The sequence below is a fragment of the Gordonia sp. LUNF6 genome, assembly GCF_047041125.1.
Lineage (GTDB): Bacteria > Actinomycetota > Actinomycetes > Mycobacteriales > Mycobacteriaceae > Gordonia > Gordonia sihwensis.
This window is the reverse complement of record NZ_CP178181.1, coordinates 2,660,919-2,685,540: the sequence shown is the minus strand read 5'-3', so window position 1 is coordinate 2,685,540 and position 24,622 is coordinate 2,660,919. Positions and strand designations below refer to the sequence as shown.

The following is a 24,622-nucleotide window of genomic DNA, read 5'->3' as shown; positions in this document are numbered from 1 at the left end:
TCGACGTATGGCTGTCTACGCACTCGGCGATCGTGAGCCGGTTCTCGGCACAGACGTTTTCATTCATCCCGACGCGACCGTCATCGGTGCGGTGACGCTCGGCGACGGGGTCTCGATCTGGCCGGGAGCGGTGCTCCGCGGCGACTACGGGACCATCACCGTCGGCGACCGCACCAACATCCAGGACGGCACGGTGGTGCACTGCACCTTCACCGAGCCCACCGTGATCGGCGCCGGTTGCGTCGTCGGGCACAACGCGCATATCGAGGGATCGACGATCGGCGACGAATGCCTGATCGCGTCGGGTTCGGTGGTCCTGAACCGTTCGGTGATCGGCGCGGGCTCGGTGGTCGGCGCCGGTGCGGTGGTGTCGTACGGCTTCACGGTTCCCGAGCGGTCGATGGTGCTCGGCGTCCCGGCCCGCCTCCGCGAGGGCTATCAGGTTCCGGAGGGCCATCTGCAGCAGAACACCGAGCTCTACTACCAGAACGCCCAGTACTACCGGAAGAGCCTCCGGAGGCTCGACGCGTGAGCGCCAAGCCGTTGGCCGAGCTGATCGATCCCGGCTGGGCTCAGGCACTGGCGCCGGTCGAGGAGACGGTCGCACGGATGGGCCGATTCCTGCGCGAGGAGATCGCGGCCGGCCGTCGCTACCTGCCCGCCGGAGAGAACGTGCTGCGCGCGTTCGCGCAGCCCTTCGATGACGTCCGGGTTCTCATCGTCGGACAGGATCCCTATCCCACGCCGGGGCACGCTGTGGGACTGAGCTTCTCCGTGGCGCCGGACGTCCGACCGATTCCGCGATCGCTGCAGAACATCTACCAGGAATACTGCGAAGACCTCGGTTATCCCCGTCCGGCCAACGGCGATCTGACGCCGTGGGCGCGGCAGGGCGTTCTCCTTCTCAACAGAGTTCTGACGGTGCGCCCGGGCGAACCGGCGTCCCACCGCAACAAGGGGTGGGAAGAGGTGACCGAGTGCGCGATCAAGGCGCTGGCCGCGCGCGACGAGCCCATGGTGGCGATCCTGTGGGGCAACGACGCCCGGCAGCTGGTGAAGTGGTTGCCCGACGTCCCGGTCATCGAATCGCCCCACCCGTCGCCGCTCTCGGCGTCGCGCGGGTTCTTCGGTTCGCGACCCTTCTCCCGCGCCAACGAGGAACTGCTCGATCTCGGCGGCGATCCGGTGGACTGGCGTCTGCCCTGATCCGGTCGGACTACCGGCGGGCGGCGGCGTAGTCCGGCGCGCGCTTGGCGACGAAGGCGTCGACTCCCTCGACGCCCTCGGGCGTGGATCCGAGGGCTGCGATCGAGGCCGACTCCGCGGTGAGCTGATCGCCGAGGGTGCTGGTGGCGCTGTGGTGCAGCAGACGGCGGATCGCGCGGTAGGAGCCGCGCGGTCCGGAGGCGAGCCCGGCCGCGACGTCGTGGGCGGTCTGCTCGACGGAAGCGTCGTCGACGATCTCCGACAGGATGCCGAGGTCCAGCGCGCGGTCGGCGTCCAGGATCTGGTCGGTCATGATGATGTGCCGTGCGCGGGCCGCGCCCACGACGCGGGGGAGCAGCCATGACATGCCGCCGTCGGGCGACAGTCCGATTCCGGGATAGGCGGGACGCATCTTGGTGGCGCGACCGCCGATCGCGATGTCCGCGTGCAGAACGAGGCTCATACCTGCGCCGGCGGCCCAGCCCTTCACCGCGGCGACCACCGGAAGCTCCGTCTCGTAGAGGAACTCGATCGTCGAATGCAGATCGTCGGCCAGGCCCCGCAGGTAGTCGCTGCGGTCGTCGGCCGCCGCGAACGCCGCGACATTGCCACCCGCGCAGAAGTTCTTGCCCGCGCCGCGGAGCAGCACCGCACCCGCCTCGAGCTTTCCCCGGGTGACAGCGCGCAGCGCCTCGCGCGACTCCAGGACCAGAGCGTGATCGAGAGCGGTTCCCGCATCGCCGGTCGAGATGGTGAGGTTCAGAACGCCGTCGTCGTCGACGCGGATCAGATCAGAGGCCATGGCGAGTACTCTACGGAACGCTCGTCGCCGGCCGGTCCGGGTGGTTGCAGTCCGCGCCGGACAGGTGCACTCGGCGATTCCGGAGACGACGAAATCGCCGCCCGGCACTGCCGGGCGGCGATCTCCTCACGCGTGGTGCGCTCAGGCCTTGACGGTCTTGCCCGCCTTGAGGCACGAAGTGCACACGTTCTTGCGCTTCTTGTTGCCCGGGGCGACCTCGACGCGCACAGACTGGATGTTCGGGTTCCAGCGGCGGTTGGTGCGCCGATGCGAGTGCGAGACCGACTTGCCGAAGCCGGGGCCCTTGCCACAAACGTCACAAACGGCAGCCATGATCGAACTCCCTTGGTAGAAAACTTGGGTCAGTGGTCAGCCGATAGCGGGCGCTGCGGTGCGCGCCGCGACGATCGGCAACCCGAATAGAATAACCGCGCAGACCTCGGGTGTCCAAATCGGCGCCGGAACGCGAGAGTCCCGGCGACCTCGGCGAGGGGCCCGGATCAGACGCCGCGACAGTACCTGTCCGAGTGTCGGGGGCGGGCGGTAACCTCGGGGCACATTCGAGGTTCACCGGCGGTTCGGCGACCGCGCACGAGGATCGCGACGGGCCGGCGGAGAGCGACGGGAAGGCGGGGTGGTCGTGCGGTTGATGACCGGAGACAGCAGTACCGCGGTCAATCCTCAGCTCATCAGGGACTGGGCACGTGCCTGCGCCGACGGCCTCGAGGCGCTGCGTCCGGAGATCAACGACCTCAACGTCTTCCCGATCCCCGATTCGGACACCGGAAGCAACATGGCGCAGACGATGGCCGGCGCGCTCGCGGTCCTCGACGAACTCGACGGCGCGGCCGATCTGCCCGCGGTGACCCGCACTCTCGCGGAGGCGGCCGTCGGATGCGCTCGCGGCAACTCCGGCGTCATTCTCTCGCAGGTCCTGGTCGGGATCGCCGACGCGGTCGATCTCGCGATGGCCGAGAACGACCACAGTTTCAATCGACTGTGCAAGAACGGGCTGCGCCTCGGCGCCCTCGCGGCCCGGCGTGCCGTCAGCGAGCCGAGGGAGGGAACTGTTCTCACTCTGCTGCAGGTCGCGGCGGATTCGGCTGCGGCCAATGTCGCCGGATCACCGGCGGATCTGGCGCGCGCGGTGGCCGACGACTGCGCCGAAGCACTCGAGCACACGCCCGAGCAGATGCCCGAACTCGCGAGCGCGGGCGTGGTGGACGCCGGTGCACGAGGCTTCCTGGTGATGGCCGACGCGCTCGTGCTGGTCGTCACCGGCGTCGCCAACAAGCGCCGCGCCTACCGCGGCATCCTCACCTCGAGTGTGCACGGTACGGGCCACGAGACCGGAGAGTGCGGAGGTGCCGGCGACACCGACTTCGAGGTGATGTATCTGCTCGACGGCGCCGAAGGAGCGCAGATCGGCGCGCTCCGCGACCGGCTCGGACAACTCGGCGACTCGGTCGTGATCGTCGGCGACAGCTCCGCCGACGGCGAGCGGTTCTCCGTGCATGTGCACACCGACGACCCCGGGGCCGCGGTCGAAGCCGGGATCGAACTGGGTCGGCTCACCGAGATCCGGATCAGCTGCTTCGCGCTCGACGCCATCCGTGCCGCGCCGGGGGCCAACGAGCCGCCGCCGCGGTTCAAACGGGCCGTCGTCGTCCTGGTCACCGGCGACGGCGCCGAACAACTCTTCGCCGAGGCGGGAGCGGCAGTGGTCCGGGCCGATCACGGCGTCCATCCGGCGACGCTCTCGAAGGCGATCCGCGCGACCGACAGCGCCCACGTCATCGTGATGGGGAACGGGATGATGTCCTCGCAGGATCTGGTACAGGTGGGCGCGCAGGCGCGTTCGCCCCAACGGTCGGTGGTCTTCCTGCCGACGCTGTCGATGGTGCAGTGCCTGTCCGCCCTGGCCGTGCACGATCCGATCGAAGAGCCCGACGTGGACGCCTTCGCCATGGCCGAGGCGGCCGCGAACACGCGCTGGGGCTCATTGATGCACTCCAACACCAAGATGATGACTCTGGCAGGCACCTGCGAGATCGGCGACACCCTCGGACTCATCGGCTCCGATGTGCTGGTCATCGCACCCGAGCAGCGGCAGGCGGCCACCGCGCTGCTCGATCTGATGCTCGCGACCGGCGGCGAGCTGGTGACCGTGCTCGCGGGCCGGGACCTCGACGAACGGACGCGGGAGGCGATTGCCGAGCATCTGCACGCGCACTACCCGGGCATCGAACTGGCGCTGTACGAGACCGGACAGTCGTCGCACCTGTTGCAGGTCGGTGTCGAATGATGCTGACCGCCGCCTCGCCGCTGACCGACTCGTCGGTGGACCCGGCGCTGCTGAAGAAACTGGCCGGACTGGAACTGACCACGGTCGGTGAACTGCTCCGCTACGTGCCGCGCCGGTACCTGCGGCGCGGTCATCTGTCGGAGTCCGAGCGCCCGGAGGCGGGCGAGTGGATCACTGTGATCGGGCGCATCAAGAAGGCGCAGATGATCCAGATGAAGCGCAGGTACGGACAGTTTCTCAAGATCGTGGTCAACGACGGCCGCGCCGACTACGAGGCCAGCTTCTTCAACGCCCGATGGATCCAGAAGGTGCTGCGACCGGGTACCCGTGTCGCGCTCGCCGGCACCGTGAAGCTCTTCCGCGACCAGATCCAGCTGTCGCATCCGGACTGGATGGTGCTGCCCGAGGACGACGGCATCGACGTCGTGGGAAACGCCGCCATGATCGGCGAGTTGGCCGCCGAGGAAGCCGAGTCGGAGGGCAAGGGCTCGCATGGATCCACCGCGTCGCCCGACGACGTCGCGAACTTCTCGCGCGACATCATCCCGATGTATCCGGCCACCAAAGACGTTCAGACCTGGGAGATCTGGCGTGCGGTGAGGCAGGTGCTGGCGGACACGGTGCCCGCCGAGGACCCGCTCACGGAGGCGCAGCGCGCCGAACGCGGTCTGATCACGGCCGACGAGGCGATCAGCCGCATCCACCTGCCCGACAGCCTCGACGACATCGAGGCCGCACGCGCTCGGCTGAAGTTCGACGAAGCGCTGGCCGTGCAGACCGAGCTCGCCCGCAGGCGTTTGAGCGCGGTCTCGGAGTCGGCGCGCTCGTGCCCGCACGTTCCCGGCGGCCTGGAGGATCGGCTCCTGGAACGGTTGCCGTTCGAACTCACCGGCGGCCAGCGCGACGTTCTCGCGGAGATCGGCGAGGACCTCGCCGGCGAGCACCCGATGAGCAGGCTGCTGCAGGGCGAGGTCGGTTCCGGCAAGACCCTCGTCTCTCTGCTCGCGATGCTCCGAGTGGTCGACAACGGCCACCAGTGCGCGATCCTCGCACCCACCGAGGTCCTCGCCGCCCAGCACTACCGCACCGTGATGACGATGCTCGGAGACCTCGCGCGAGCGGGTGAACTGGGCGCCGCCGACGGTGCGACCCGCGTCGGACTGCTGACCGGATCGCTCGGGACCGCGGCCAAACGCCAGACGCTGCTCGACGCGGTCACCGGGGAGGCGGGCATCGTCATCGGCACGCACGCACTGCTGGAAGAACATGTGGAGTTCTTCGATCTCGGGATGGTCGTGGTCGACGAACAGCACCGCTTCGGTGTCGAACAGCGCGACGTCCTGCGGTCCAAGGGTCGCGACGAGACCCGGCCGCACTTCCTGGTGATGACGGCGACTCCGATTCCCCGCACCGTCGCGATGATCACCTTCGGTGATCTCGAGACGTCGGTGATGACCGAACTGCCGCGAGGCCGGCAGCCCATCGCCACCAGCGTGGTGCCGATGCGCAACCAGAAGTGGGTGGACCGGGTCTGGGCACGGGCCAATGAGGAGATCGACGCCGGCCGACAGGTGTATGTGGTGTGCACCAAGATCGGCGACGAACAGACCAACGTGAAGAAGTCGAAGAAGGCCGCCAAGGATCAGGAGCCCGACGACGACACCGTCTCCGTGCTGGACCTCGCCGAACAGTTGGAGGCGGGACCGCTCGCGGGCCGCCGCATCGGCATCCTGCACGGTCGGCTGCCCGCCGACGAGAAGAACGACGTCATGGACGGCTTCACCCGCGGAGACGTGGACGTGCTGGTCGCGACCACCGTGATCGAGGTCGGCGTCGACGTCCCGAACGCCACCATGATGGCGATCGTCAATGCCGAACGGTTCGGCGTGAGCCAGTTGCACCAGCTCCGCGGTCGCGTGGGACGCGGTCGTCATGCCGGGCTGTGCCTGCTGATGACGACGGCGAGCGACGTGGGGCCGTCGATGGAGCGTCTCCGTGCTGTCGAGGCCAGCAACGACGGCTTCGAGCTCGCCCGCGTCGACCTCGCACAGCGACGCGAGGGAGACATCCTCGGATCGTTGCAGTCGGGCGGCAAGAGTTCGTTGAGCTTCCTCTCGCTGCTCGACGACACCGAGGTCATCGCGGATGCCCGCGACCTCGCGGAGCAGATCGTGCTCGACGATCCGGATCTGGTGGCGCACCAACCACTCGCCGATCTCGTGCATTCAATCCTGCTGCCCTCCCGCGCCGAGTACCTCGACAAGTCGTGACCGTCTCGCCCGCTGGTCGAGCGGCTCCCGCCCGCGCTGGTTGAGCGGCTCCCGCCCGCGCTGGTCGAGCGGCTCCCCTCCCGCTGGTTGAGCGGCTCCCCTCCCGCGCTGGTTGAGCGGCTCCCCTCCCGCTGGTTGAGCGAGCGCAGCGAGTCGAAACCACCGCATCCCCGGGCTGGGAACCCCGTCGCGCCCGTACCCGCTCGTCAACCGGCGCGGGAGCGGTGCGACAGGGTCTGGTCTTTCGGCGAGTTTTGGCGGACCCTGGAGATGTCGAATTCAGCTCACCGAACGGGTGGAGGACGGCGAAATGCGGATTTCCCAGATCCTGAGCAAGAAGGGCAGCGGAGTGATCACCGTGGGCGCCGCATCCACGGTGCGCAGTCTGCTGGCGACGCTCGACGAGTGGAACATCGGGGCGGTGGTGGTGATCGACGAGGGCGGTGCACTCGCCGGCATCGTCTCCGAACGCGACGTGGTTCGCAGGCTGCATTCGGGCGGCGCGGACATCCTCGACGGTCCGGTGGGCCGGATCATGACTCCCATCGTGCACACCTGCTCTCCCGGCGACGAGATCGAGGGCCTGCGGGAGACGATGACCGAACACCGCGTCCGTCACCTCCCGGTCCTCGACGACGGGGCGCTGGTCGGGATCATCAGTATCGGGGACGTGGTCAAGAGCGCGATCGATGAGCTGGAGACCGAGCGTGAACATCTGGTGCGCTATATCCAGCACTGAGCGCGTGCGCTACATCCAGCGCTGAGCGCGTGTCGCGGAACCGCGACCGTCGCGGCTGCGTCTAAGGAGCATGGGGCGTCTTCTCGGCCTGCCGCGTGCGGCCGCTCAGCGATGGCGGTGGAGTCGGTCGCGGCGCAGACCCGGGCGGATTCGGCTCACCGTCCGGCAGTGGACGATCGTCGTGGTCTTCGCGGTCACGTCCGCAGTGGTCGCGGTCGGGGCAGGTCTTCCGCACACGCCTTCGAAGGTGCCGGCGGCTGCCGTTGTACGGGCGCGCGCCGCGTTGTCTGCGCTTCCCGTCCTCGGCCGACGGCCGCCTCACGACTCGTCGTACGACCGGGACGCCTTCGGTCCGGCGTGGACAGACGATGCGGCGGTGCGGGGCGGCGGCAATGCCTGCGACACCCGCAACGACATCCTCGCCCGCGACCTCGTGGTTTCGGCGCGAACCGGTACGTCGTCGTGCCCGAGTGCTGTCGCCTCAGGCACGCTGACCAGCCCGTACACCGGCCGGACGATCGGATTCCAGCGCGGTCGCGGTTCGGCGGCAGTGCAGATCGATCACATCGTTCCGCTCTCTTACGCCTGGGACCTGGGGGCGTCGAGGTGGCCGGCGCCGCGCCGATGGTCGTTCGCCAACGACCCGGCGAACCTCGTCGCGGTGGACGGTGCCAGCAACCAGGCGAAGTCGGATGCTGAACCGGCTCGCTGGATGCCGCCGCTGCGTGCCTTTCACTGCCAGTACGCGGTCCAGTTCGTGGCCGTCCTCACCGCGTACGGACTCCCGATCGACGTTCCGTCGAGAGATATCCTCGGTGCGGTCCTGAGGTCGTGCTGAGCGGGTGGGAGAACAGTGGATCGTCGAATCGTGGTGAGCGCCGTGGTGATGCGCGACCGGGTGGGCCGCGTGCTCGTAGTGCGCAAACGCGGGTCGTCGCTGTTCATGTTCCCCGGCGGAAAGCTCGATCCGGGGGAGAGTTTCGCGTCAGCCGCGGTACGCGAGGCGCGGGAGGAACTCGGAGTGCACCTGGATGAGAGTTCACTGCGTGCTCTCGGCACGTTCGAAGCCGACGCCGCGAACGAACCCGGTCACGTCGTCGTCGCGGAGGTCTTCGAGCACCCTGTGGTCGGCGTTCCCGCGGCGAGTGCGGAGATCGCCGAGATCGCGTGGGTCGAGCCCACCGACCGGAGCCGAGCCGACATCGCACCGCTGTTGCGCGACGCGGTGTTCCCCGTCTTGTCGCCCGTCGATTGAAGGGTCGAGCGACTCCTCTCGGCTTGGCTGTCGGTGTGGTGATTTCGACTCGCTGCGCTCGCTCAATAAGCCTGGGGAGGGCGCTCTGCGGTGGGCTGAACTCTCGTCCTCGCTCAATAAGCCTGGGGAGGGTGCGCTCGGCGGCGGGCTGAACTCTGGTGCTCGGTGGTTGAGCGAGCGGATGTTGTGCTCGCCTCATTAGGCCTGGGGGAGGGTGCGCTCTGCGGCGGGTCGAACTCTCGTGCTCGGTGGTTGAGCGAGCGCAGCGAGTCGAAACCGGGGGTGGGGGATTTCGACTCGCTGCGCTCGCTCGATGAGCCTGGGGGTGCTGCGCTCACTCAATGACCCTGGGGGTGACTCACAAGCCCTTCAGCATCGCCTTCATCTCATCGATCTCGGACTGCTGGGAGTCGGCGATGTCGCGGGCCATCTCGACCGCGTCGGTGTTCTTGCCGTCGGCGATCTCCTCCTTGGCCATGTCGACCGCGCCCTCGTGATGCTCGATCATCTGCGTGAGGAAGAGCCGGGCGGCGTCGGTGCCCTGTGCGGCGCGCAGCTGAGCGATCTGGTCCTCGGACAGCATGCCGTCCATCTCGTGGTCCATCGACGAATGCGTCGGCTCGTTCCATGCCGTGAGCCAGGACTTGAGCTTGTCGATCTCCGGCCCCTGCGCGTCCTTGATCCGCTTGGCCAGGGCCGTGACATTGCCCGGGACACCCGGCTTGGCGAGAATGATGTCGCTCATCACCAGTGCCTGTTCGTGGTGCGGGAGCATCATCTGAGCGAACATCACGTCGGCTTCGTTGTGTTCGGTGCCGGCGGACGCCTGCGACGAATGCGGAGCCTCGTGCGAGGCCGACATGCTCGACATGTCGTGGGTGGCGTCCGAGGCCTCCTCGTTCGGGCTGCACGCGGCGGCGCCGACGATGACAGCTGCGGCGGCGATCGTGGTGGCGGCGAGTCGGGTTCTCACGATGAGCGTTCCTTCCGTGGTGGTCTCGAGCCAGTCTGCCGCACGGACTCGCCTCGTTCGATGACCCTTCTGTGAAGGTTTGCTCAAGCTCCGGACCGTCGGCACCCGGGTAGATGAGATCCCGGCCGGATTCCGGTCAAGATGGAGGCCATGTCGGCACGGGCGATGGTGGTGGAGGACGAGGCGGCGATCGCGGCGCTGGTGGCGTCGTACCTGGAGCGGGATGGGTTCGAGGTCACAGTGACCGGCGACGGGGGCGAGGCGGTGGCCCGCGCGCGAAGTGTGGACCCCGACGTGGTGGTCCTCGATCTGGGGTTGCCCGGACTCGACGGTGTGGAGGTGTGCCGCCGGCTGCGCACCTTCTCCGACGCCTACGTGGTGATGCTGACCGCACGCGCCGACGAGGTCGACACGCTGGTGGGGCTGTCGATCGGGGCGGACGACTACGTGACCAAACCGTTCAGTCCGCGCGAGCTGTCGGCACGGATCCAGGCGCGGATGAGGCGTCCTCGCAACGGTTTCGCCGGAGCGGCGGCGGGCCGGTCGGGCACGGTCCGCGTGGTCGGTGACCTGTCCATCGACGTTCCCGGCCGAGAGGTGCGGGTGGCAGGCGCGCCGGTCCATCTGACCCGCACCGAGTTCGATGTTCTCGAGGTGCTCTCGTCGGCCCCCGGAACGGTGTTCTCGCGCAGTCGTCTCATCGACGCCGTATGGGGCCCGGAATGGGTCGGCGACGACCACCTCGTCGACGTCCACATCGGCCACGTGCGACGCAAGCTCGGCGACGACGCGGCCCACGGACGATATGTGCGCACCGTTCGCGGCGTCGGCTATCGAATGGGCACCGGGCGATGACCGCGACCGGTCGGCCGAGCCGGTTCGCGGTCGGCACCGGACTGATGCTCGTGATGGCGGCGGTGGTGGTCGCCACCACCGCGTGCGCACTGATGATCGCGTGGCTCGTCGCTCCGGGGATCTTCCGTGAGCATCTGCGTCAAGCGGGAATCGACCGCGATTCGAGCGAGGCGATGCACGTCGAACGCGCCTTCGCCGCTGCCGTGGGTGTGTCGTGGGGACTGGCCGCCGTGATCGCCACGGTGTCCGCGCTCGCGGTGAGCTGGTACCTCGCCGGACGCGCGCAACGGACCGTCACGGCGGTGGCGGCGTCGACCGCCCGGATCGCGGACGGCGGATACGACGTGCGGGTGCACGGCGGCGGAATGGGACGGGAGTTCGACGCGCTCGCCGCAGCGGTGAACCGGCTCGCCGCACGGCTGGCGGAGACCGAGGCGACGCGCCGCCGGATGCTCTCGGACCTCGCCCACGAGATGCGCACCCCGCTCGCCACCATCGACTCGTATCTCGAAGCCGTCGAGGACGGTGTCCGGCGGCCGGACGCCGACACGATGGACATCCTGCATGCGGCGACCGGCCGGCTGCGCCGTCTCGCCGAGGACGTGACCGCGGTGTCGCAGGCGCAGGAGGGCGTGCTGTCGGTGATGCCGGTGCGGACCACCGATCGTGAACTCGCGGAGTCGGCGGCCGCCGCGGCGGGGGAGGCGTATGCGGCGAAGGGAGTGACGCTGCGGGTGGAGGCGCATGCGGCGACAGCCGTCCGCGCCGACCCCGCACGGATCGGCCAAGTCCTGGGAAATCTGCTGGCCAACGCGTTGCGGCACACTCCTGACGGTGGCGCGGTGACGCTGCGGACGCGCTGTGCCGATCCGGACGCCGTCATCGAGGTCGCCGACACCGGCGACGGTATCGCCTCCGACCATCTCTCCCACGTCTTCGACCGGTTCTATCGTGCTGACACCGCCCGCGATCGGGACCACGGTGGCAGCGGGATCGGGCTCACCATCGCGCGGGCTCTGGTCGAACAGCACGGCGGCAGCCTGTCGGCGGCGAGCGACGGGCCCGGCAGGGGAGCGACGTTCACCGTGCGGCTGCCGCGGGTGTGACCGGCCGTCGCGGCTACCCTGGAGTCATGAGTGCACCCACCGCCGATTCGGTCGACGCGACCGCCGGCGTGACGGCAGACGTCACGGCCGCGGTCACCGAACTCGCCACCGCCGCCAAGAAGGCCGCCCGCACGCTCGGGCCATTGACGACCGCGCAGAAGAACGCCGTGCTGCTGGCGGCCGCCGATGCAATCGACTCGGCAGCCGAGGACGTTCTCGCAGCCAATGCCGACGATGTGCGTCGCGCCGAGGAAGCGGGCACCGAGGCGTCGCTGGTCGACCGACTGCGTCTGACCCCGGAGCGCGTGGCGGGCATCACCGGCGGCCTGCGCCAGGTGGCGGCGCTGCCCGATCCGATCGGCGAGGTGCTGGCCGGGAAGACCCTGCCCAACGGTCTCGAACTGCGTCAGGTGCGGGTGCCGCTGGGCGTGGTCGGATTCGTGTACGAGGCCCGGCCCAACGTCACGGTCGACGGCTTCGGCATCTCCTTCAAATCCGGAAACGCGGTCCTGCTGCGCGGGTCGTCGTCGGCCGCGGCGTCCAACGCGGCGCTGGTGGAGGTGCTGCGCGGAGTGCTGCGCGACCACCAGATCGACCCGAACGCGGTGTCGTTGCTGCCGAGCGAGAGCCGCGAGAGCGTCACCGCGCTGATCCAGGCGCGCGGATTGGTGGACGTGGTGATCCCGCGCGGCGGTGCCGGACTGATCAACGCGATCGTCGAGAACGCCAAGGTCCCGACCATCGAGACCGGAACCGGCAACTGCCACATCTTCGTCCACCGGGATGCCGATGTCGACGTCGCGACCCGGATCGTGCTCAACGCCAAGACCCGTCGGCCCAGCGTCTGCAACACGGTCGAGACCGTGTTGATCGACCGCGAGATCGCCGACCGAGCATTGGTTCCGATCACCTCTGCGCTGCAGGCTCAGGGAGTGGTGATCCACGGTGAGGAACCCGGAATGGAACCCGCCACGGAGGACGACTGGCACCGCGAATACCTCTCGCTCGACATCGCGCTCAAGGTGGTCGACGGCATCGACGCCGCGATCGAGCACATCGCGACGTACGGCACCGGTCACACCGAAGCGATCATCACCGGAAGTCTCTCGGCGGCCAACGAGTTCACCTCGCGTGTCGACGCGGCCGCTGTCATGGTCAACGCGTCCACGGCGTTCACCGACGGCGAGCAGTTCGGCTTCGGCGCCGAGATCGGCATCTCGACGCAGAAGCTCCATGCGCGTGGGCCGATGGGGCTTCCGGAACTCACCTCGACCAAATGGCTGGTGTGGGGCGACGGACAGATCCGTCCCGCATGAGCGCGGCGGAGAACCTCGGCGGTCCCGTCGTGCGTGACGATGTGCGGCCCGCGTTCACCGGGGTCGACGACGTCCGGTCACGGCTCAAGCAGACCGGCTATCTGGCCGACGACGCGACGTCCACCACGGCCTTCCTCGCCGACCGGCTCGGAAAGCCGCTGTTGGTGGAGGGCCCCGCGGGTGTCGGCAAGACGGAGCTGGCCCGTGCGCTGGCGCAGGCGACCGGCTCGGAGCTGGTCAGGCTGCAGTGCTATGAGGGCATCGACGAGGCCAGGGCGCTGTACGAGTGGAATCACGCCAAGCAGATCCTCGCGATCCAGGCGGCGGGCCATCGGGACTGGGATGCGACGAAGGGTGACATCTTCTCCGAGGAGTTCCTCCTCGCACGGCCGCTGCTGACGGCGATCTCGCGGACCGAGCCCACGGTGCTGCTGATCGATGAGATCGACAAGGCCGACGTGGACATCGAGGGTCTGCTGCTCGAGGTGCTCAGCGACTTCGCGATCACGATTCCGGAGATGGGGACGGTGACCGCGGTCCGCCGTCCGATCGTGCTCCTGACGTCGAATGCGAACCGCGAACTGTCGGAGGCGCTCAAGCGCCGCTGCCTGTACCTGTACATCGACTTCCCGGACGCACAACTCGAACGGGAGATCCTCGCCTCCCGCGTGCCGGAGCTGCCTGCCCGGTTGGCGGAGGAGATCGTGCGGATCGTCGGGGTGCTGCGGACCCTCGACATCAAGAAGAAGCCGTCGGTGGCGGAGACCATCGACTGGGGCAACACCCTCCTGGCGATGACCGCAGGCGCCGACGTCGCGTCGGGCCGGATCGACGACTCACTGGTGGCGCGGACCCTGGGAGTGGTGCTCAAACACCGCCCGGATGTGAAGACCGCACTGCGCGAACTCAAACTCGGTGACAGATGAGCGGTGGGATGTCACTGATGGGATCACGCAGTCGATGACGGAGCCGCTCGTCGACACCCTGACCGGTTTCGTGGACGACCTGCGCAGCCGCGGCATCACGGTGGGGCCGTCGAGTCTGATCGACGCGGGGCAGGCGATGAGCGTGCTCGATCTGCTCGACCGCGACTCGCTGCGGGAAGGGCTCGCTGCGACGCTGCTGGGCGACCACACTCACCGCGACACCTTCGATCTGTGTTTCGAGCTGTGGTTCCCGCTCGGCTCGGCGGCGCGGCGGTCGGCCATGGAGGTTCCGCGCGACGCGGACGGCAACGTCGACGTGCAGGCCCTGCGGGAGCTGACCGCGGATGTGCTCGCCGATGCCGAGGCGATGAGCGACGGCCGGTTCGACCAGCTGGTCGCGATGATCGTCGGCGAGGTGGGACAGTACGAGTCCGCGCGCGGTGAGGCGTACTCGACCTATCAGGCGATGACGGCGATCTCGCCGCAGACGTTGATCGCCCGTATCGCGGCGGCGATGGCCGGCGGGGAGCCGACGGAGTCGGGCGGGCGGCCTGGCACGGATCCGATGAGCCGTCGCGCGGCTCGGGACGCGACCGAACGGCTGCGGGACGCGGTGACGACTGAGACGCAGCGCCGCATGGCCGAGGTGCGCGGGCGCGACGCCGTCGGCCAGTACGCGGTGCCGAAGCTGCCGGAGATGATCGACTTCTTCTCGGCCAATCCGCAGGATCTGGCCAAGATGCGGCGCACGATCGCACCGATCGCGCGCTTGCTGGCGGCGAAGCTCGAGTTCCGGCGCAGGCGCAACCATCACGGCCAGGTGGACGTGCGGGCCACGCTGCGAGCCTCGATGTCGACCGGCGGCGTGCCGATCGAGCTGCGCCGCCGCAAGCCGCGGCCCGGCAAACCCGAACTGGTGGTGATCTGCGACGTCTCCGGTTCGGTCGCGGGGTTCAGTCAGTTCACGCTGCAACTGGTGTACGCCCTTCGCCAGCAGTTCTCCCATGTGCGGGTGTTCGCCTTCGTCGACACGGTCGACGAGGTCACCGAGTTCTTCGACCGCGGCAGCGGTGACGAGCAGTTCGGCGAGCGGATGCACCGCATGCTGACCGAGGCCTCGATCAGCACGCGCGACGGCCACTCCGACTACGGTCACATGCTCAAGGGGTTCAACGCCCGCTACGGTGATTCGCTCACGCACAAGAGCGCGCTGCTGATTCTGGGCGATGCGCGCAACAACTTCCGCCCGACGCACGCCGACGCCCTCGCCGCGATGCGCGACCGTGTCCGCAACGCCTACTGGCTCAACCCGGAACGCCGGTCGTCGTGGGACTCCGGCGACTCGGACGCCGGCAAGTATGCAGAGGTGATCGAGATGTTCGAGTGCCGCAACGCCGACCAACTGTCGAGAGTGATCGCCGACCTGCTCCCGGTCTGACACTCCCGCACGTCCTTCCCCAGGCCTGCTGAGCGCCCCTTCTCCACGCTAATTGAGCGACCGTTCCCCAGGCTTGTTTGAGCGACTCTTCCCAGGCCTGTTGAGCGAGCGGAGCGAGTCGAAACCCTCCCGACCCCGCACCCCGGCCCGCGACCGCCGCCCGAACCGCTCCCGGTAGACTCAACCGGCATGTCACAGGCCGCACGCGCGCCCCGCCGGATCGGCGTGATGGGCGGGACGTTCGATCCGATCCACAACGGGCACCTCGTCGCGGGCAGCGAAGTGGCCCACCGCTTCGGACTCGACGAGGTGGTCTTCGTCCCGACGGGCCGACCGTGGCAGAAGGAGGGCGACCACGCGCCCGACCCGTCGCGGCTGGTCTCGCCCGCCGAGCACCGGTACCTGATGACTGTCATCGCCACCGCCTCCAACCCGCGGTTCACGGTGAGTCGGGTGGACGTGGATCGCGAAGGCGTGACGTATACCGTCGACACCCTCCGCGACCTCCGGAAGACCTATCCGGACGACGAACTGTACTTCATCACCGGTGCGGACGCCTTGGAGACGATTCTCTCCTGGCATGATTGGGAAGACCTCTTCGAGCTCGCGAACTTCATCGGAGTCTCGCGACCCGGATACGAACTGAATGCCACACATCTGATGGAGCATCTGGCGGCCAAACCGGCCGATGCCCTGCAGATGCTGGAGATCCCCGCGCTGGCGATCTCCTCGACCGATTGCCGTGCACGCGCCGCCGCGGGACGCCCGGTCTGGTACCTGGTACCGGACGGAGTGGTCCAGTACATCGCCAAGCACGGTTTGTACCGAAAGGACCTCGCGTGACCGCTTCTCCCGAAGCCCGCCAGATGGTGACGATCGCGGCTCTGGCCGCCGCCGACAAGGTGGCGACCGACATCGTCGCCCTCGACGTCTCCGACACGCTCGTCATCACCGACGCCTTCTTCATCGCGTCTGCGGACAACGAACGGCAGGTTAACTCGATCGTCGAAGAGATCGAGGACAAGCTGCGCGAAGCCGGATACAAGGCGTTGCGCCGGGAGGGGACGCGTGAGGGCCGTTGGGCGCTGCTCGACTACGGCGATCTCGTCGTGCACGTCCAGCACGACGACGAGCGCGACTTCTACGGGCTCGAACGGCTCTGGAAGGACTGCCCGGCGATCGAGATCGACGGCATCGAGCCGCCGTCGCGCGATCGCGCCGCCGAGGACGACGGCGAACCCTCCGGCGCAGAATCCGCGACGGGCGAATGAGAAGTGAACCCGACGCCGGCGACACCAGTGTCGAACGGCTGACTCCGATCGTCCGCAGGCTGATCCTGCTGCGCCACGGACAGACCGAGTACAACGCGGGACGGCGGATGCAGGGTCAACTCGACACCGAGCTGTCGCCGGTCGGGGTGGCGCAGGCGGCTGTCGCCGGCCGGGCCCTCGCCACTCGTGGACCCCGGCTGATCCGCTCCTCCGACCTGCGCCGCGCCTACGACACGGCGCTCGCGCTGGCCGCGGTGACCGGCCAGGAGGTGGAGACCGACGTCCGGTTGCGGGAGACGCATCTGGGCGACTGGCAGGGTATGACCCACACCGAGGTGGACACCGTCGCGCCCGGTGCGCGCAGGCACTGGCGCGACGACGCCCACTGGGCGCCGCCGAACGGTGAGTCACGCGTCGAGGTGGCGGGCAGGTCGGTCCCGGTGGTCACCGAACTCGTCGACCGTCTCGACGACTGGGGGCAGGGCGAGAACGCCGAGGCGCCGGTGGTTCTGGTGGCGCACGGCGGGGTGATCGCCGCGCTGACCGCGGGTCTGCTCGGGCTGCCGGTGGAGAACTGGCCCATTTTCGGAGGCCTCGCCAACACCAGCTGGGTGCAGTTGTCCGGCCACGCCCTGCCGGGTGAGGAACCGGTGTGGCGTCTGGACGTCTGGAACGCCTCCGCGGAGTCGGCCGAGAGCACGGTGCAGTAGACCGCTATGGGTTCGATCATGGTGCTGGGCGACTCCCTGTCCTTCTACGGAGCCACTGGAGGGCTCGCCGCCGACGATCCGCGGATCTGGCCCAACCTGGTGGGTGCGGACACCGGCCGCGACGTCGAACTCTTCGCGCGTATCGGCTGGACCAGCCGCGACATCTGGTGGGCGATCACGCAGGACCCGCGGGTGTGGGCCGCGGTGCCGGAAGCCGAGGTCCTCGTGCTGGCGTTCGGCGGGATGGACTCGCTGCCGTCGCCGCTGCCGACCGCGCTGCGCGAGCAGATCCGATACGTGCGGCCGGCGAAGCTACGCCAGGCGGTGCGCGGCGCCTACGGCTGGCTGCAGCCCCGGTTGTCGCCGATCGGCTGGCCCATGGCCATTCCGCCGGCGGAGACCGCACGCTACTTCGAAAAGATCCGGGGTGCGCTCGCGCACCTGCGTCCGGATCTGCCGGTCGTCGTCGCGCTGCCTCCGACCCACGACAGCCCGTACTACGGAAACGTCCACCCGGGCCGGATCCCGACCACGGCCGCGATCAGCGAGTGGGCGCGACGCCACCGACTGCCGACCGTGGACTTCTATCCGGTGACGGCGGAGGCGTTCGCCGACCCGGCGGTCGAGATGAACCCGGACGGCATCCACTGGGGATTCGAGGCCCACCGACGGATCGCCGCGCTCATGACGCCCGCGGTCCGCGCCGTTCTCGGCTGACTCACCGTCGAATCACCCAAACCGACCGGCTACCGTGTAGGGGTGCCAGTCGTCGTCGTCACCGATTCGTCCTCGCGGTTGCCCGCGACACTCCTCGACGAGCACAGGATCGGCCAGGTGCCGCTGTACTTGCACACCGAGGACGGTGCCCAGTACGCCGAAGGCGTCGACGAGATCCCGCCCGACGTCATCGGCTCCCAGAAGGTCACCACGTCCGGTGCCAACCTCGGCGATCTCAAGCGCGCGTACGCGCAGGCGTGGGAGGCCAGCGAGGGCGACGGGGTGGTGGCCGTGCACATCTCGCGCAGGCTGTCGGGCACGTGGGGCGCCGCGCGTCTGGCGGCGGACCAGACCGACGGTGAGGTCCGCGTCGTCGACTCGCGCTCGGTCGGGATCTCGCTCGGCCTGACGACGATGGCCGCGGTTCAGGCGGCCGAGAACGGCGCGTCTCGGGACGAGGTGTACGAGGCCGCGGTCCGGGCGGCCGCGACGGCCGAATCACTGCTCTGCGTGCAGGGGCTGGACAATCTGCGGCGCAGCGGCCGGATCAGCGCCGCCGGACACCTGCTCGGTTCGGCGTTGGCGATCAAGCCGATCCTGCACATGTCCGACGGGCTCCTGACGCTGCGCGAACGGCATCGCACGTCCACCAAGGCGGTCGCGAAGATGCTCGACGCCGCAGTGGAACTCGCGGGCGACGACGCCGTGACAGTCGGGATCCAGCATTGTCAGAACCCCGACCTGGCGACCGAGGTGCTCGCGCAGATCAGCAGGCGGCTGGAGAACATCACCTCCACCATCGTCGTCGATCTCGGCGCCGTGCTCGGCAGCCACGTGGGGCCGGGGGCGGTCGGCATCAGCCTCGGACACGGACTGGGGCCCCTGCGCTGATCACGCGCCGTAGTCGGGCAGATCGATGCCGTCGGCCTTGGCGAACTGGCCGGCGAGCAACGACCGCATCGGCCACTTGTTCATCGACCAGTAGGAGAAGCGGCTCAGGGCGACGGCCGCACGGCTCGACGGCGCGTATCCTGATGCGCCGCCGGGCGGCAGCTGCTGAGTACGCGCGATGAACGGCCGCATCACCGCCTGGTACTCGGTGAGCGCGGGCGCGACCTCGCCGCCGGAACGCCCGAGCTCACCGGCCAGGACGTATGCCCCGACCAGAGCCAGGGTGGTGCCCAGACCCGTCAGCGGTGTCGGGCAGTAACCGGCGTCGCCGACCAGCGCCACCCGCCCGGAGGCGAAACGCTCCATCCGCACCTGAGCGAGATCGGCGTACGCCCAGTCGGTCGCCGAGCGCATCTGCTCGAGCAATCGGGGCGCCACCCATCCGACGCCGTCGAACGCTTCCTCGAGCATGCGCCACTGGCTCTCGCGGTCGTGCAGCGGCTCCGGGTCGCTTCCGCGGACGGCGAGCGAGGCCTTGACCGTCCCGTCGACGCGTGACGGGCGGGCCGACACCACTCGGCCGCCGCGGCTGTTGTGCATCAGATACCAGCCGTCGAGCGGCTGATCGATGGTCGCCGTGAACCAGGCGTACCGCAGCCCGATCGGCCGCAGATGGCGGTCGTCGGGGCCGAAGGCGGCGCGGCGCACCGCGGACCTCAGCCCGTCGGCACCGACGACCAGGTCGAACGAGCGGTCTGGGGCGCGCTCGAAGGAGACGGTCACCGAGCCGGTGTGCTGTTCGATGGCGCGTACCGAGTCGTCCCACAGGTACTCGACGGACTCCGGCACGGCCCCGACGAGCACCTCGGCGAGATCGCCGCGCAGGATCTCGTGAGTCGAGACGATGCCGTTGCCGCCGAAGGCTTCCACGGGCAGTTCGCTGCGTCGTCGGCCGCGGGCGTCGACCGTCGCGATCCCGCGCTGGTCGAGCAGGCGTGCGTCGGTGGCCGGCGTCAGTCCCATTCGGTCGATCACGGTCCGTCCGGCCCCGCGCAGATCGACGGTCTGGCCGCCGGGGCGGAGCCGGGGAGCCCGTTCGACCACGGTGACCCGGTGCCCCTGCCGGGCCAGGAGCAGAGCGGATGCGGGGCCGGCGATCGATGCGCCGCTGATGAGGATCTCCAACTTCTTCATGTTGCGACCGTACGCCGTATCGAGTGCACTGCGATACGGTGTTCACGTGTACTTTTCGTAAAAGTGCACTAGAGCACTGGGGGAGGGCGGTCAGATGAGCCGAGCGGAGCAGATCGCGGACGAGTTGCGAATGCGGATCGTCACCGGGCGATTGCGCCCGGGCGACGCCGTCCCATCCACCCGGGCGATCATGCGCGACCACAACGTGGCGATGGCGACGGCGAGCCGCGTGCTCTCGCTGCTGCAGGCGGACGGTCTGATCGAGTCGGTGCCCGGACGGGGCAGCGTGGTGCTCGCACCGGACGGCGGCGACCCCGCCGTGCTGACCGCGGACGGCGTGGTGAGCGCGGCCGTCGCGATCGCCGACGCCGAGTCGCTCGCCGCGGTGTCGATGCGACGGCTGGCCTCGGCGCTCGAGATTCCGACGATGGCCGTCTACCGGTACGTGCCGAGCCGGGAACAACTCGAGTTCGCGATGGTGGACCGGGTCCTCGGCGAAGTGCGGGCACCGAACGCGTCGGGACAGTGGCGCGCCGATCTGGAGGCGGCCGCGACGTCGATGTGGGCGACGATGGTCCGTCACCCGTGGCTGGCGGGCGCGCTCTCGATGACCCGGCCCGCGGCCATGCCCCAGGCGATGCCGCTCGCCGAATCGATGCTGTCCGCGCTTCACGCCACCGGACTCGATCCGGTGCAGGCGTTCACCGACTATCTCGGCCTGCTGAATCTGATCCGGGCGGTGGGTCTGACTCTCGAGCCGGAGCTGGCCGACGCCGCGGAGACGGGGATGAGCAACGACGAGTGGATGGACACCCAGGTGGCGGAGCTGCGCAGACTGACGCCACCGGATCGGTTCCCGAACATGCGCCGGATCATGGAGGTGGGGTACCCGTACGATCCCGAGGTGCTGTTGACGTCGGCGCTGCGGAGATTCCTCGACGGCATCGAGTCGTCCGTGAGCTGAGCGGGCTCGACGCGTGCGCCGCGTCTGTGGAGTTCGGCGAAGCGGTCCACAGATGACCGGGATCGCCGGATCGGCACCGCCGCGCGGCGGGCGCGCTGCCTACTCTTCCCGGCATGGGGAGGAACAAGCGGGTGGCCCGCGACCGCGCAACCGGGGCCGATCCACTGGCACGCCTGGCGGGGCCGGCCCCGCGGGCCGACACGCCGTGGGGTGTCACTGGCATGCCGAACTGGCTCGATACGCCCCAGGGCCGACGGGCGTGGTCGCAGCGGGCTGAATTCGACTGCCTCTCGGATGAACCGGAGGACGAGGACGGCGCCGACCGCCCCGACGACTACGAGCAGGAAGGCTATGAGCAGGAAGGTTATGAGCCGGAGCGCTACGAGCCGGCGGGCATCGAGTCGCTCGGTGACGGCGACCGATCCCGGCACGGTGACGATGAGGAGCCGTGGGACGACGAATGGGATGCGCCGCGTCGCCGGTTCACGATGCTGCCGCCGGCCGCGATCGGCCTGATCGTCGTCGGTCTGGTGGCGTGTGCGATCGCCGGGTACTCACTGCTGAAACAGAACGAGCCGACGGCGCCGCTGGTGGCCTTCGAGTCGAGCGCCGGCCCGCGCGCGCCGGCGGCCGCATCCGGCGGCGATTCCGCGTCGGTACCGCCGCCGTCGTCTCCGCGGATCGTGGTGAGCGTCGTGGGTCTGGTCAATCGGCCGGGTCTGGTGGAACTGACCGGTGCGGCGCGAGTGGCGGACGCGCTGAAGCGAGCAGGCGGGGCCCGGCCCGGCGCCGATCTGCTGAGCCTGAACATGGCACAGCCGCTGCACGACGGAGACCAGATCCTCATCGGCAGGGGCGGGGAGGAGGCGACGGTCCGCAGCGCGGTGGTGGCGGCGGGTTCGGCGCCGGCGGGGGAGTCGCCATCGGTTCCCGGCGGCAGTGCGCCGGCGGCGGGCACCGGCCTCGTCGATCTGAATACGGCCACCGCCGAGCAGTTGGACGCGCTGCCCGGAGTGGGCCCGGTGACGGCAGCCTCGATTCTGGCCTGGCGGCAGGCTCACGGCCGGTTCGACTCGGTTGACCGGCTCGCGGAGGTGGACGGCATCGGACCGGGCAGGCTGGCCAAGCTCAAGCCGCTGGTGACGGTCGGTTAGCGAGGTGCGCACGTCCGACCTGCGGCTCGCGGCACCGGCCGCGGGATGCTGGGCGGCCGCGGCGACGGCGCTCGCGGCGCCGGTCGCGGTGAGCGTGTCGATAAGCGCCGGATTCGGGGCTGCCGGAATCGCCACAGCGGTGTGGAGCAGGCGGAACGCGGGCCTGCGTCGCGCGATCGGCGTCTCGGCCGCAGCGGCGTGCGGATTGATCGCGGCGTCCGCGCTGGCCGTCGTCCTGCGAGTGATCGCCGTCGACTCCGCACCGATCCGAACCGCTGAGGGCAAGCCGACCGTCGAGGTGGAGACCACCGGCGACCCGGTGTTCCTCACCGGCGGACGCATGCGCGTTCCGGTCACCGTCCGTGCGCTGAGCGGCCTCCGCCAGCGACCGGTCGCGGCACAGCTGACCGCGCCGGTGGACGGCCCGGATGTGCTGCCCGGCGAGCGGTACCGCGTACGAGTCCGCGTCCGGCCACCGCGTGACCGTGCGGCCGACCGGTTGCAGGCCGCGCAGTTGACCGCGACCGGTCCGATGACCGGGCTGCGGGGACCGCCGTGGTGGCAGCGCGCTGCCGGTACCGTCCGGGAGCGGTTGCGAGATGTGTCGCTGCGGGCCTTGCCCGAGCGGTCGGCGGGATTGCTGCCGGGACTCGTCCTCGGCGATGTGAGCGGACTCGACGAACGCACGGCCGCCGACTTCCGGGCCGCCGGTCTGGCACATCTCATTGCTGTCTCCGGCAGCAATTTCGCGCTCGTGTGCGGCGCCGTGATTCTCGGCGTCCGGTCGTGCGGAGCGTCCGAGCGCACGGTGGCGATACTGGGCGGCCTCGCGATCATCGGTTTCGTGATCCTGGTCCGCCCCACCGACAGTGTGCTGCGAGCGGCGGTGATGGGGTCGGTGGGCCTGGCTGCGGGTCTGGGCTCGCGACGGGCTCAGGCGCTCCCCGCTCTCGGGACGGCGGTGATCGTGGTGACCCTGCTGTGGCCTCAGATGGCGCTCGCTCCCGGGTTCGCGCTGTCGGTGGTCGCGACGCTCGGGCTGGTGCTGTGGTCGGTGCCGATCCGCTCGGCGCTCGTGCGTCGCGGGGTCCCCGAAGCGCCGGCGACGCTGTTGTCGATGACCCTCGCCGCACAGGTGCTCACCACGCCGTTGCTGATCGCCGTCACCGACACGGTGAACCTCCTGTCGGTTCCGGCGAATCTGCTGGCGGTGCCGGTCGTGGGCATCGCCGGACTGCTGGGCACGGCGGCGGCGGTGATCGGCGGGCTCGGACCGCGCTACGGACCGACCACCGTTCTCGCCGAACTGCTGGTGCGCGCCGCGGGTCCGCCGACGAGGTGGTTGATCGCGGTCGCCGACTGGCTGGGAGGGCCGCGGTGGTCCACGCTGACCGTGCCGGGACCGACCGCGGTCACGGTGCTGGTCCTCGGCGCGGCCGGCGTGCTGGGGTGGCGCAGCCGCGGTCGTGTCCGGGGTGTCTGGCACCATGTTCGATGTGAGCGATCGGCTGTACTTGCTACTCGGAGACGACGACTTCCTGACCGGGCGCGTCATCTCGAAGGTCTCGGCCGAGCGCAGTCGCGAGGCGGGGGTCGACGTACCGGTCACCCGCGTCCGCGCCGGTGAAGTCACCGCGCCGGAGTTGGCTGAACTGTTGAGTCCGTCGCTGTTCGCCGAGGAACGCATCGTCGTGGTGCAGTCCGCCGCGGATGCGGGCAAGGAGCCCGCGGCGCTCATCACCGCGTCCGCCAAGGCGCTGCCCGAGGGCATCACGCTGATGGTGGTGCACACCGGCGGCGGCAGGCAGAAGTCGATGGTGGGTGAACTGAAGAAGGCCGGGGCCCAGGAGTTCGCGTGCGCGGCGCCCAAGTGGCCGTCGGAGCGGATGGACTTCGTGCGCGCGGAGTTCCGCGCGCTCGGCGCCCGGGTCAGCGCCGAGGTGGTGGAACTGGTCACCGAAATGGTGGGGTCGGATCTGCGGGAGCTCTCGGCCGCCTGCCACCAGTTGGTCGCCGACACCGGCAACAAGGTCGACGCCGCCGCCGTTCGGCTCTACTACACCGGGCGTCCCGAGGTGACGGGCTTCGAGGTCGCGGACAAGGCCGTGACCGGTGACCTCGCCGGCGCGCTCGAATCGCTCGCCTGGGCCGAACACCACGGCACCGCGCGTGTTCTGCTCGCGGACGCGCTCGCGGAGGCGGTGCACGCCATCGCGCGGGTCCGGTCGATGGGCGGCGGCGACAAGTACTCCCTCGCCTCGGAGCTCGGGATGTCGCCCGGCCGGGTCGGGAAGATCCAGACCCAGGCTCGAGCCTGGGATTCGGCGTCGATCGGCGAGGCGGTGCTCGTGGTCGCCGACCTCAACGGTGCCGTCAAGGGACAGGCCGCCGATCCCGATTACGCATTGGAGCACGCGGTCGCCACTGTGGCGCGTCTGCGTCCGCGCCGGCGATAGGCGGTGTGTCTCCGCGTCGGCCACCGTCGCGCGAGATCGGGACCCGGAAGCGTGCGACGACAAACACCTCGATG

25 protein-coding genes are annotated in these 24,622 nt (G+C 69.5%); 21 read left to right on the top strand and 4 right to left on the bottom strand.

All coding sequences use genetic code 11. From position 1 onward, the window contains the following. The first annotated feature begins 7 nt into the window (after positions 1-7). Positions 8-532: a gamma carbonic anhydrase family protein gene (locus ACK8HH_RS12585; RefSeq protein ID WP_006895961.1), complete on the top strand. Its 525-nt coding sequence runs from the start codon at positions 8-10 to the stop codon at positions 530-532. Next, complete coding sequence (locus tag ACK8HH_RS12580) at positions 529-1,206, top strand: uracil-DNA glycosylase (protein WP_278124365.1); 678 nt, start codon at positions 529-531, stop codon at positions 1,204-1,206. The genes ACK8HH_RS12585 and ACK8HH_RS12580 overlap by 4 nt, the downstream gene beginning before the upstream one ends. A gap of 10 nt (positions 1,207-1,216) precedes the next feature. Here the strand turns inward: ACK8HH_RS12580 and ACK8HH_RS12575 are convergent, their stop codons facing one another. Both ACK8HH_RS12575 and rpmB read right to left on the bottom strand, forming a co-directional pair. Then, positions 1,217-2,008, bottom strand: coding sequence for an enoyl-CoA hydratase/isomerase family protein (locus ACK8HH_RS12575; protein WP_006895963.1), 792 nt, complete (start codon positions 2,006-2,008; stop codon positions 1,217-1,219). A gap of 141 nt (positions 2,009-2,149) precedes the next feature. Further along, entirely contained in the window at positions 2,150-2,341 is a 192-nt protein-coding gene (gene rpmB, locus ACK8HH_RS12570) for a 50S ribosomal protein L28 (RefSeq protein WP_006895964.1), read from the bottom strand. A 316-nt stretch (positions 2,342-2,657) separates the two neighbouring features. On the opposite strand from rpmB, the gene ACK8HH_RS12565 reads away from it, so the two are divergent. From ACK8HH_RS12565 to ACK8HH_RS12545, 5 genes are all read left to right on the top strand, one after another. After that, entirely contained in the window at positions 2,658-4,313 is a 1,656-nt protein-coding gene (locus ACK8HH_RS12565) for a DAK2 domain-containing protein (RefSeq protein WP_278127446.1), read from the top strand. After that, positions 4,313-6,583: an ATP-dependent DNA helicase RecG gene (gene recG / locus ACK8HH_RS12560; protein WP_412475733.1), complete on the top strand. Its 2,271-nt coding sequence runs from the start codon at positions 4,313-4,315 to the stop codon at positions 6,581-6,583. Before ACK8HH_RS12565 ends, recG begins: the two co-directional genes overlap by 1 nt. Before the next feature lie 310 nt (positions 6,584-6,893). Continuing rightward, entirely contained in the window at positions 6,894-7,322 is a 429-nt protein-coding gene (locus tag ACK8HH_RS12555) for a CBS domain-containing protein (RefSeq protein ID WP_062367024.1), read from the top strand. Positions 7,323-7,392: 70 nt separating this feature from the next. Continuing rightward, positions 7,393-8,160, top strand: a complete 768-nt coding sequence (locus tag ACK8HH_RS12550) for an HNH endonuclease family protein (protein ID WP_006895968.1) — start codon at positions 7,393-7,395, stop codon at positions 8,158-8,160. Between the two features lie 15 nt (positions 8,161-8,175). Further along, a complete protein-coding gene (locus ACK8HH_RS12545) occupies positions 8,176-8,577 on the top strand; it encodes an NUDIX hydrolase (protein ID WP_280512903.1) in 402 nt (133 codons plus the stop codon). A 358-nt stretch (positions 8,578-8,935) separates the two neighbouring features. Here the strand turns inward: ACK8HH_RS12545 and ACK8HH_RS12540 are convergent, their stop codons facing one another. Beyond that, positions 8,936-9,550 (bottom strand): DUF305 domain-containing protein, encoded by a 615-nt coding sequence (locus ACK8HH_RS12540; RefSeq protein ID WP_006895970.1) that lies wholly within the window; start codon positions 9,548-9,550, stop codon positions 8,936-8,938. Positions 9,551-9,715: 165 nt separating this feature from the next. On the opposite strand from ACK8HH_RS12540, the gene ACK8HH_RS12535 reads away from it, so the two are divergent. The 10 genes from ACK8HH_RS12535 to ACK8HH_RS12490 all read left to right on the top strand — a co-directional run bounded on the left by ACK8HH_RS12535 (position 9,716) and on the right by ACK8HH_RS12490 (position 18,780). Continuing rightward, positions 9,716-10,405, top strand: a complete 690-nt coding sequence (locus tag ACK8HH_RS12535; protein ID WP_039867249.1) for a response regulator transcription factor — start codon at positions 9,716-9,718, stop codon at positions 10,403-10,405. Then, positions 10,402-11,511, top strand: coding sequence for a sensor histidine kinase (locus tag ACK8HH_RS12530; protein ID WP_375003913.1), 1,110 nt, complete (start codon positions 10,402-10,404; stop codon positions 11,509-11,511). The genes ACK8HH_RS12535 and ACK8HH_RS12530 overlap by 4 nt, the downstream gene beginning before the upstream one ends. 26 nt (positions 11,512-11,537) lie before the next feature. Next, positions 11,538-12,827, top strand: a complete 1,290-nt coding sequence (locus ACK8HH_RS12525; RefSeq protein WP_006895973.1) for a glutamate-5-semialdehyde dehydrogenase — start codon at positions 11,538-11,540, stop codon at positions 12,825-12,827. Next, positions 12,824-13,753, top strand: a complete 930-nt coding sequence (locus tag ACK8HH_RS12520; RefSeq protein ID WP_006895974.1) for an AAA family ATPase — start codon at positions 12,824-12,826, stop codon at positions 13,751-13,753. The genes ACK8HH_RS12525 and ACK8HH_RS12520 overlap by 4 nt, the downstream gene beginning before the upstream one ends. Before the next feature lie 34 nt (positions 13,754-13,787). Then, entirely contained in the window at positions 13,788-15,191 is a 1,404-nt protein-coding gene (locus ACK8HH_RS12515) for a vWA domain-containing protein (RefSeq protein ID WP_006895975.1), read from the top strand. Positions 15,192-15,380: 189 nt separating this feature from the next. Continuing rightward, a complete protein-coding gene (nadD, locus tag ACK8HH_RS12510; protein ID WP_006895976.1) occupies positions 15,381-16,034 on the top strand; it encodes a nicotinate-nucleotide adenylyltransferase in 654 nt (217 codons plus the stop codon). Then, on the top strand, positions 16,031-16,462 hold the full coding sequence (rsfS, locus tag ACK8HH_RS12505) for a ribosome silencing factor (RefSeq protein WP_006895977.1): 432 nt from the start codon (positions 16,031-16,033) through the stop codon (positions 16,460-16,462). The genes nadD and rsfS overlap by 4 nt, the downstream gene beginning before the upstream one ends. After that, complete coding sequence (locus ACK8HH_RS12500) at positions 16,459-17,172, top strand: histidine phosphatase family protein (protein ID WP_006895978.1); 714 nt, start codon at positions 16,459-16,461, stop codon at positions 17,170-17,172. Before rsfS ends, ACK8HH_RS12500 begins: the two co-directional genes overlap by 4 nt. A 6-nt stretch (positions 17,173-17,178) precedes the next feature. Then, positions 17,179-17,889, top strand: coding sequence for a diglucosylglycerate octanoyltransferase (gene octT / locus ACK8HH_RS12495; RefSeq protein ID WP_006895979.1), 711 nt, complete (start codon positions 17,179-17,181; stop codon positions 17,887-17,889). 42 nt (positions 17,890-17,931) lie between these two features. Beyond that, positions 17,932-18,780 carry a DegV family protein gene (locus ACK8HH_RS12490; RefSeq protein WP_045540214.1) on the top strand — a complete coding sequence of 283 codons (849 nt, stop codon included), beginning with the start codon at positions 17,932-17,934 and terminating at the stop codon, positions 18,778-18,780. Here ACK8HH_RS12490 and ACK8HH_RS12485 read toward each other — a convergent pair whose 3' ends face one another. After that, a complete protein-coding gene (locus ACK8HH_RS12485; protein ID WP_045540213.1) occupies positions 18,781-19,974 on the bottom strand; it encodes an FAD-dependent monooxygenase in 1,194 nt (397 codons plus the stop codon). A gap of 94 nt (positions 19,975-20,068) precedes the next feature. On the opposite strand from ACK8HH_RS12485, the gene ACK8HH_RS12480 reads away from it, so the two are divergent. The 4 genes from ACK8HH_RS12480 to holA all read left to right on the top strand — a co-directional run bounded on the left by ACK8HH_RS12480 (position 20,069) and on the right by holA (position 24,548). Continuing rightward, a complete protein-coding gene (locus tag ACK8HH_RS12480) occupies positions 20,069-20,938 on the top strand; it encodes a GntR family transcriptional regulator (protein ID WP_006895982.1) in 870 nt (289 codons plus the stop codon). A 113-nt stretch (positions 20,939-21,051) separates the two neighbouring features. Then, the gene (locus ACK8HH_RS12475) at positions 21,052-22,092 is read left to right on the top strand and encodes a helix-hairpin-helix domain-containing protein (protein WP_039867183.1); all 1,041 of its coding nucleotides are present in this window, start codon (positions 21,052-21,054) and stop codon (positions 22,090-22,092) included. 4 nt (positions 22,093-22,096) lie between these two features. After that, a complete protein-coding gene (locus tag ACK8HH_RS12470; protein WP_278124346.1) occupies positions 22,097-23,719 on the top strand; it encodes a ComEC/Rec2 family competence protein in 1,623 nt (540 codons plus the stop codon). Further along, positions 23,607-24,548, top strand: a complete 942-nt coding sequence (gene holA / locus ACK8HH_RS12465) for a DNA polymerase III subunit delta (protein WP_082084083.1) — start codon at positions 23,607-23,609, stop codon at positions 24,546-24,548. Before ACK8HH_RS12470 ends, holA begins: the two co-directional genes overlap by 113 nt. Positions 24,549-24,622: the final 74 nt, after the last annotated feature.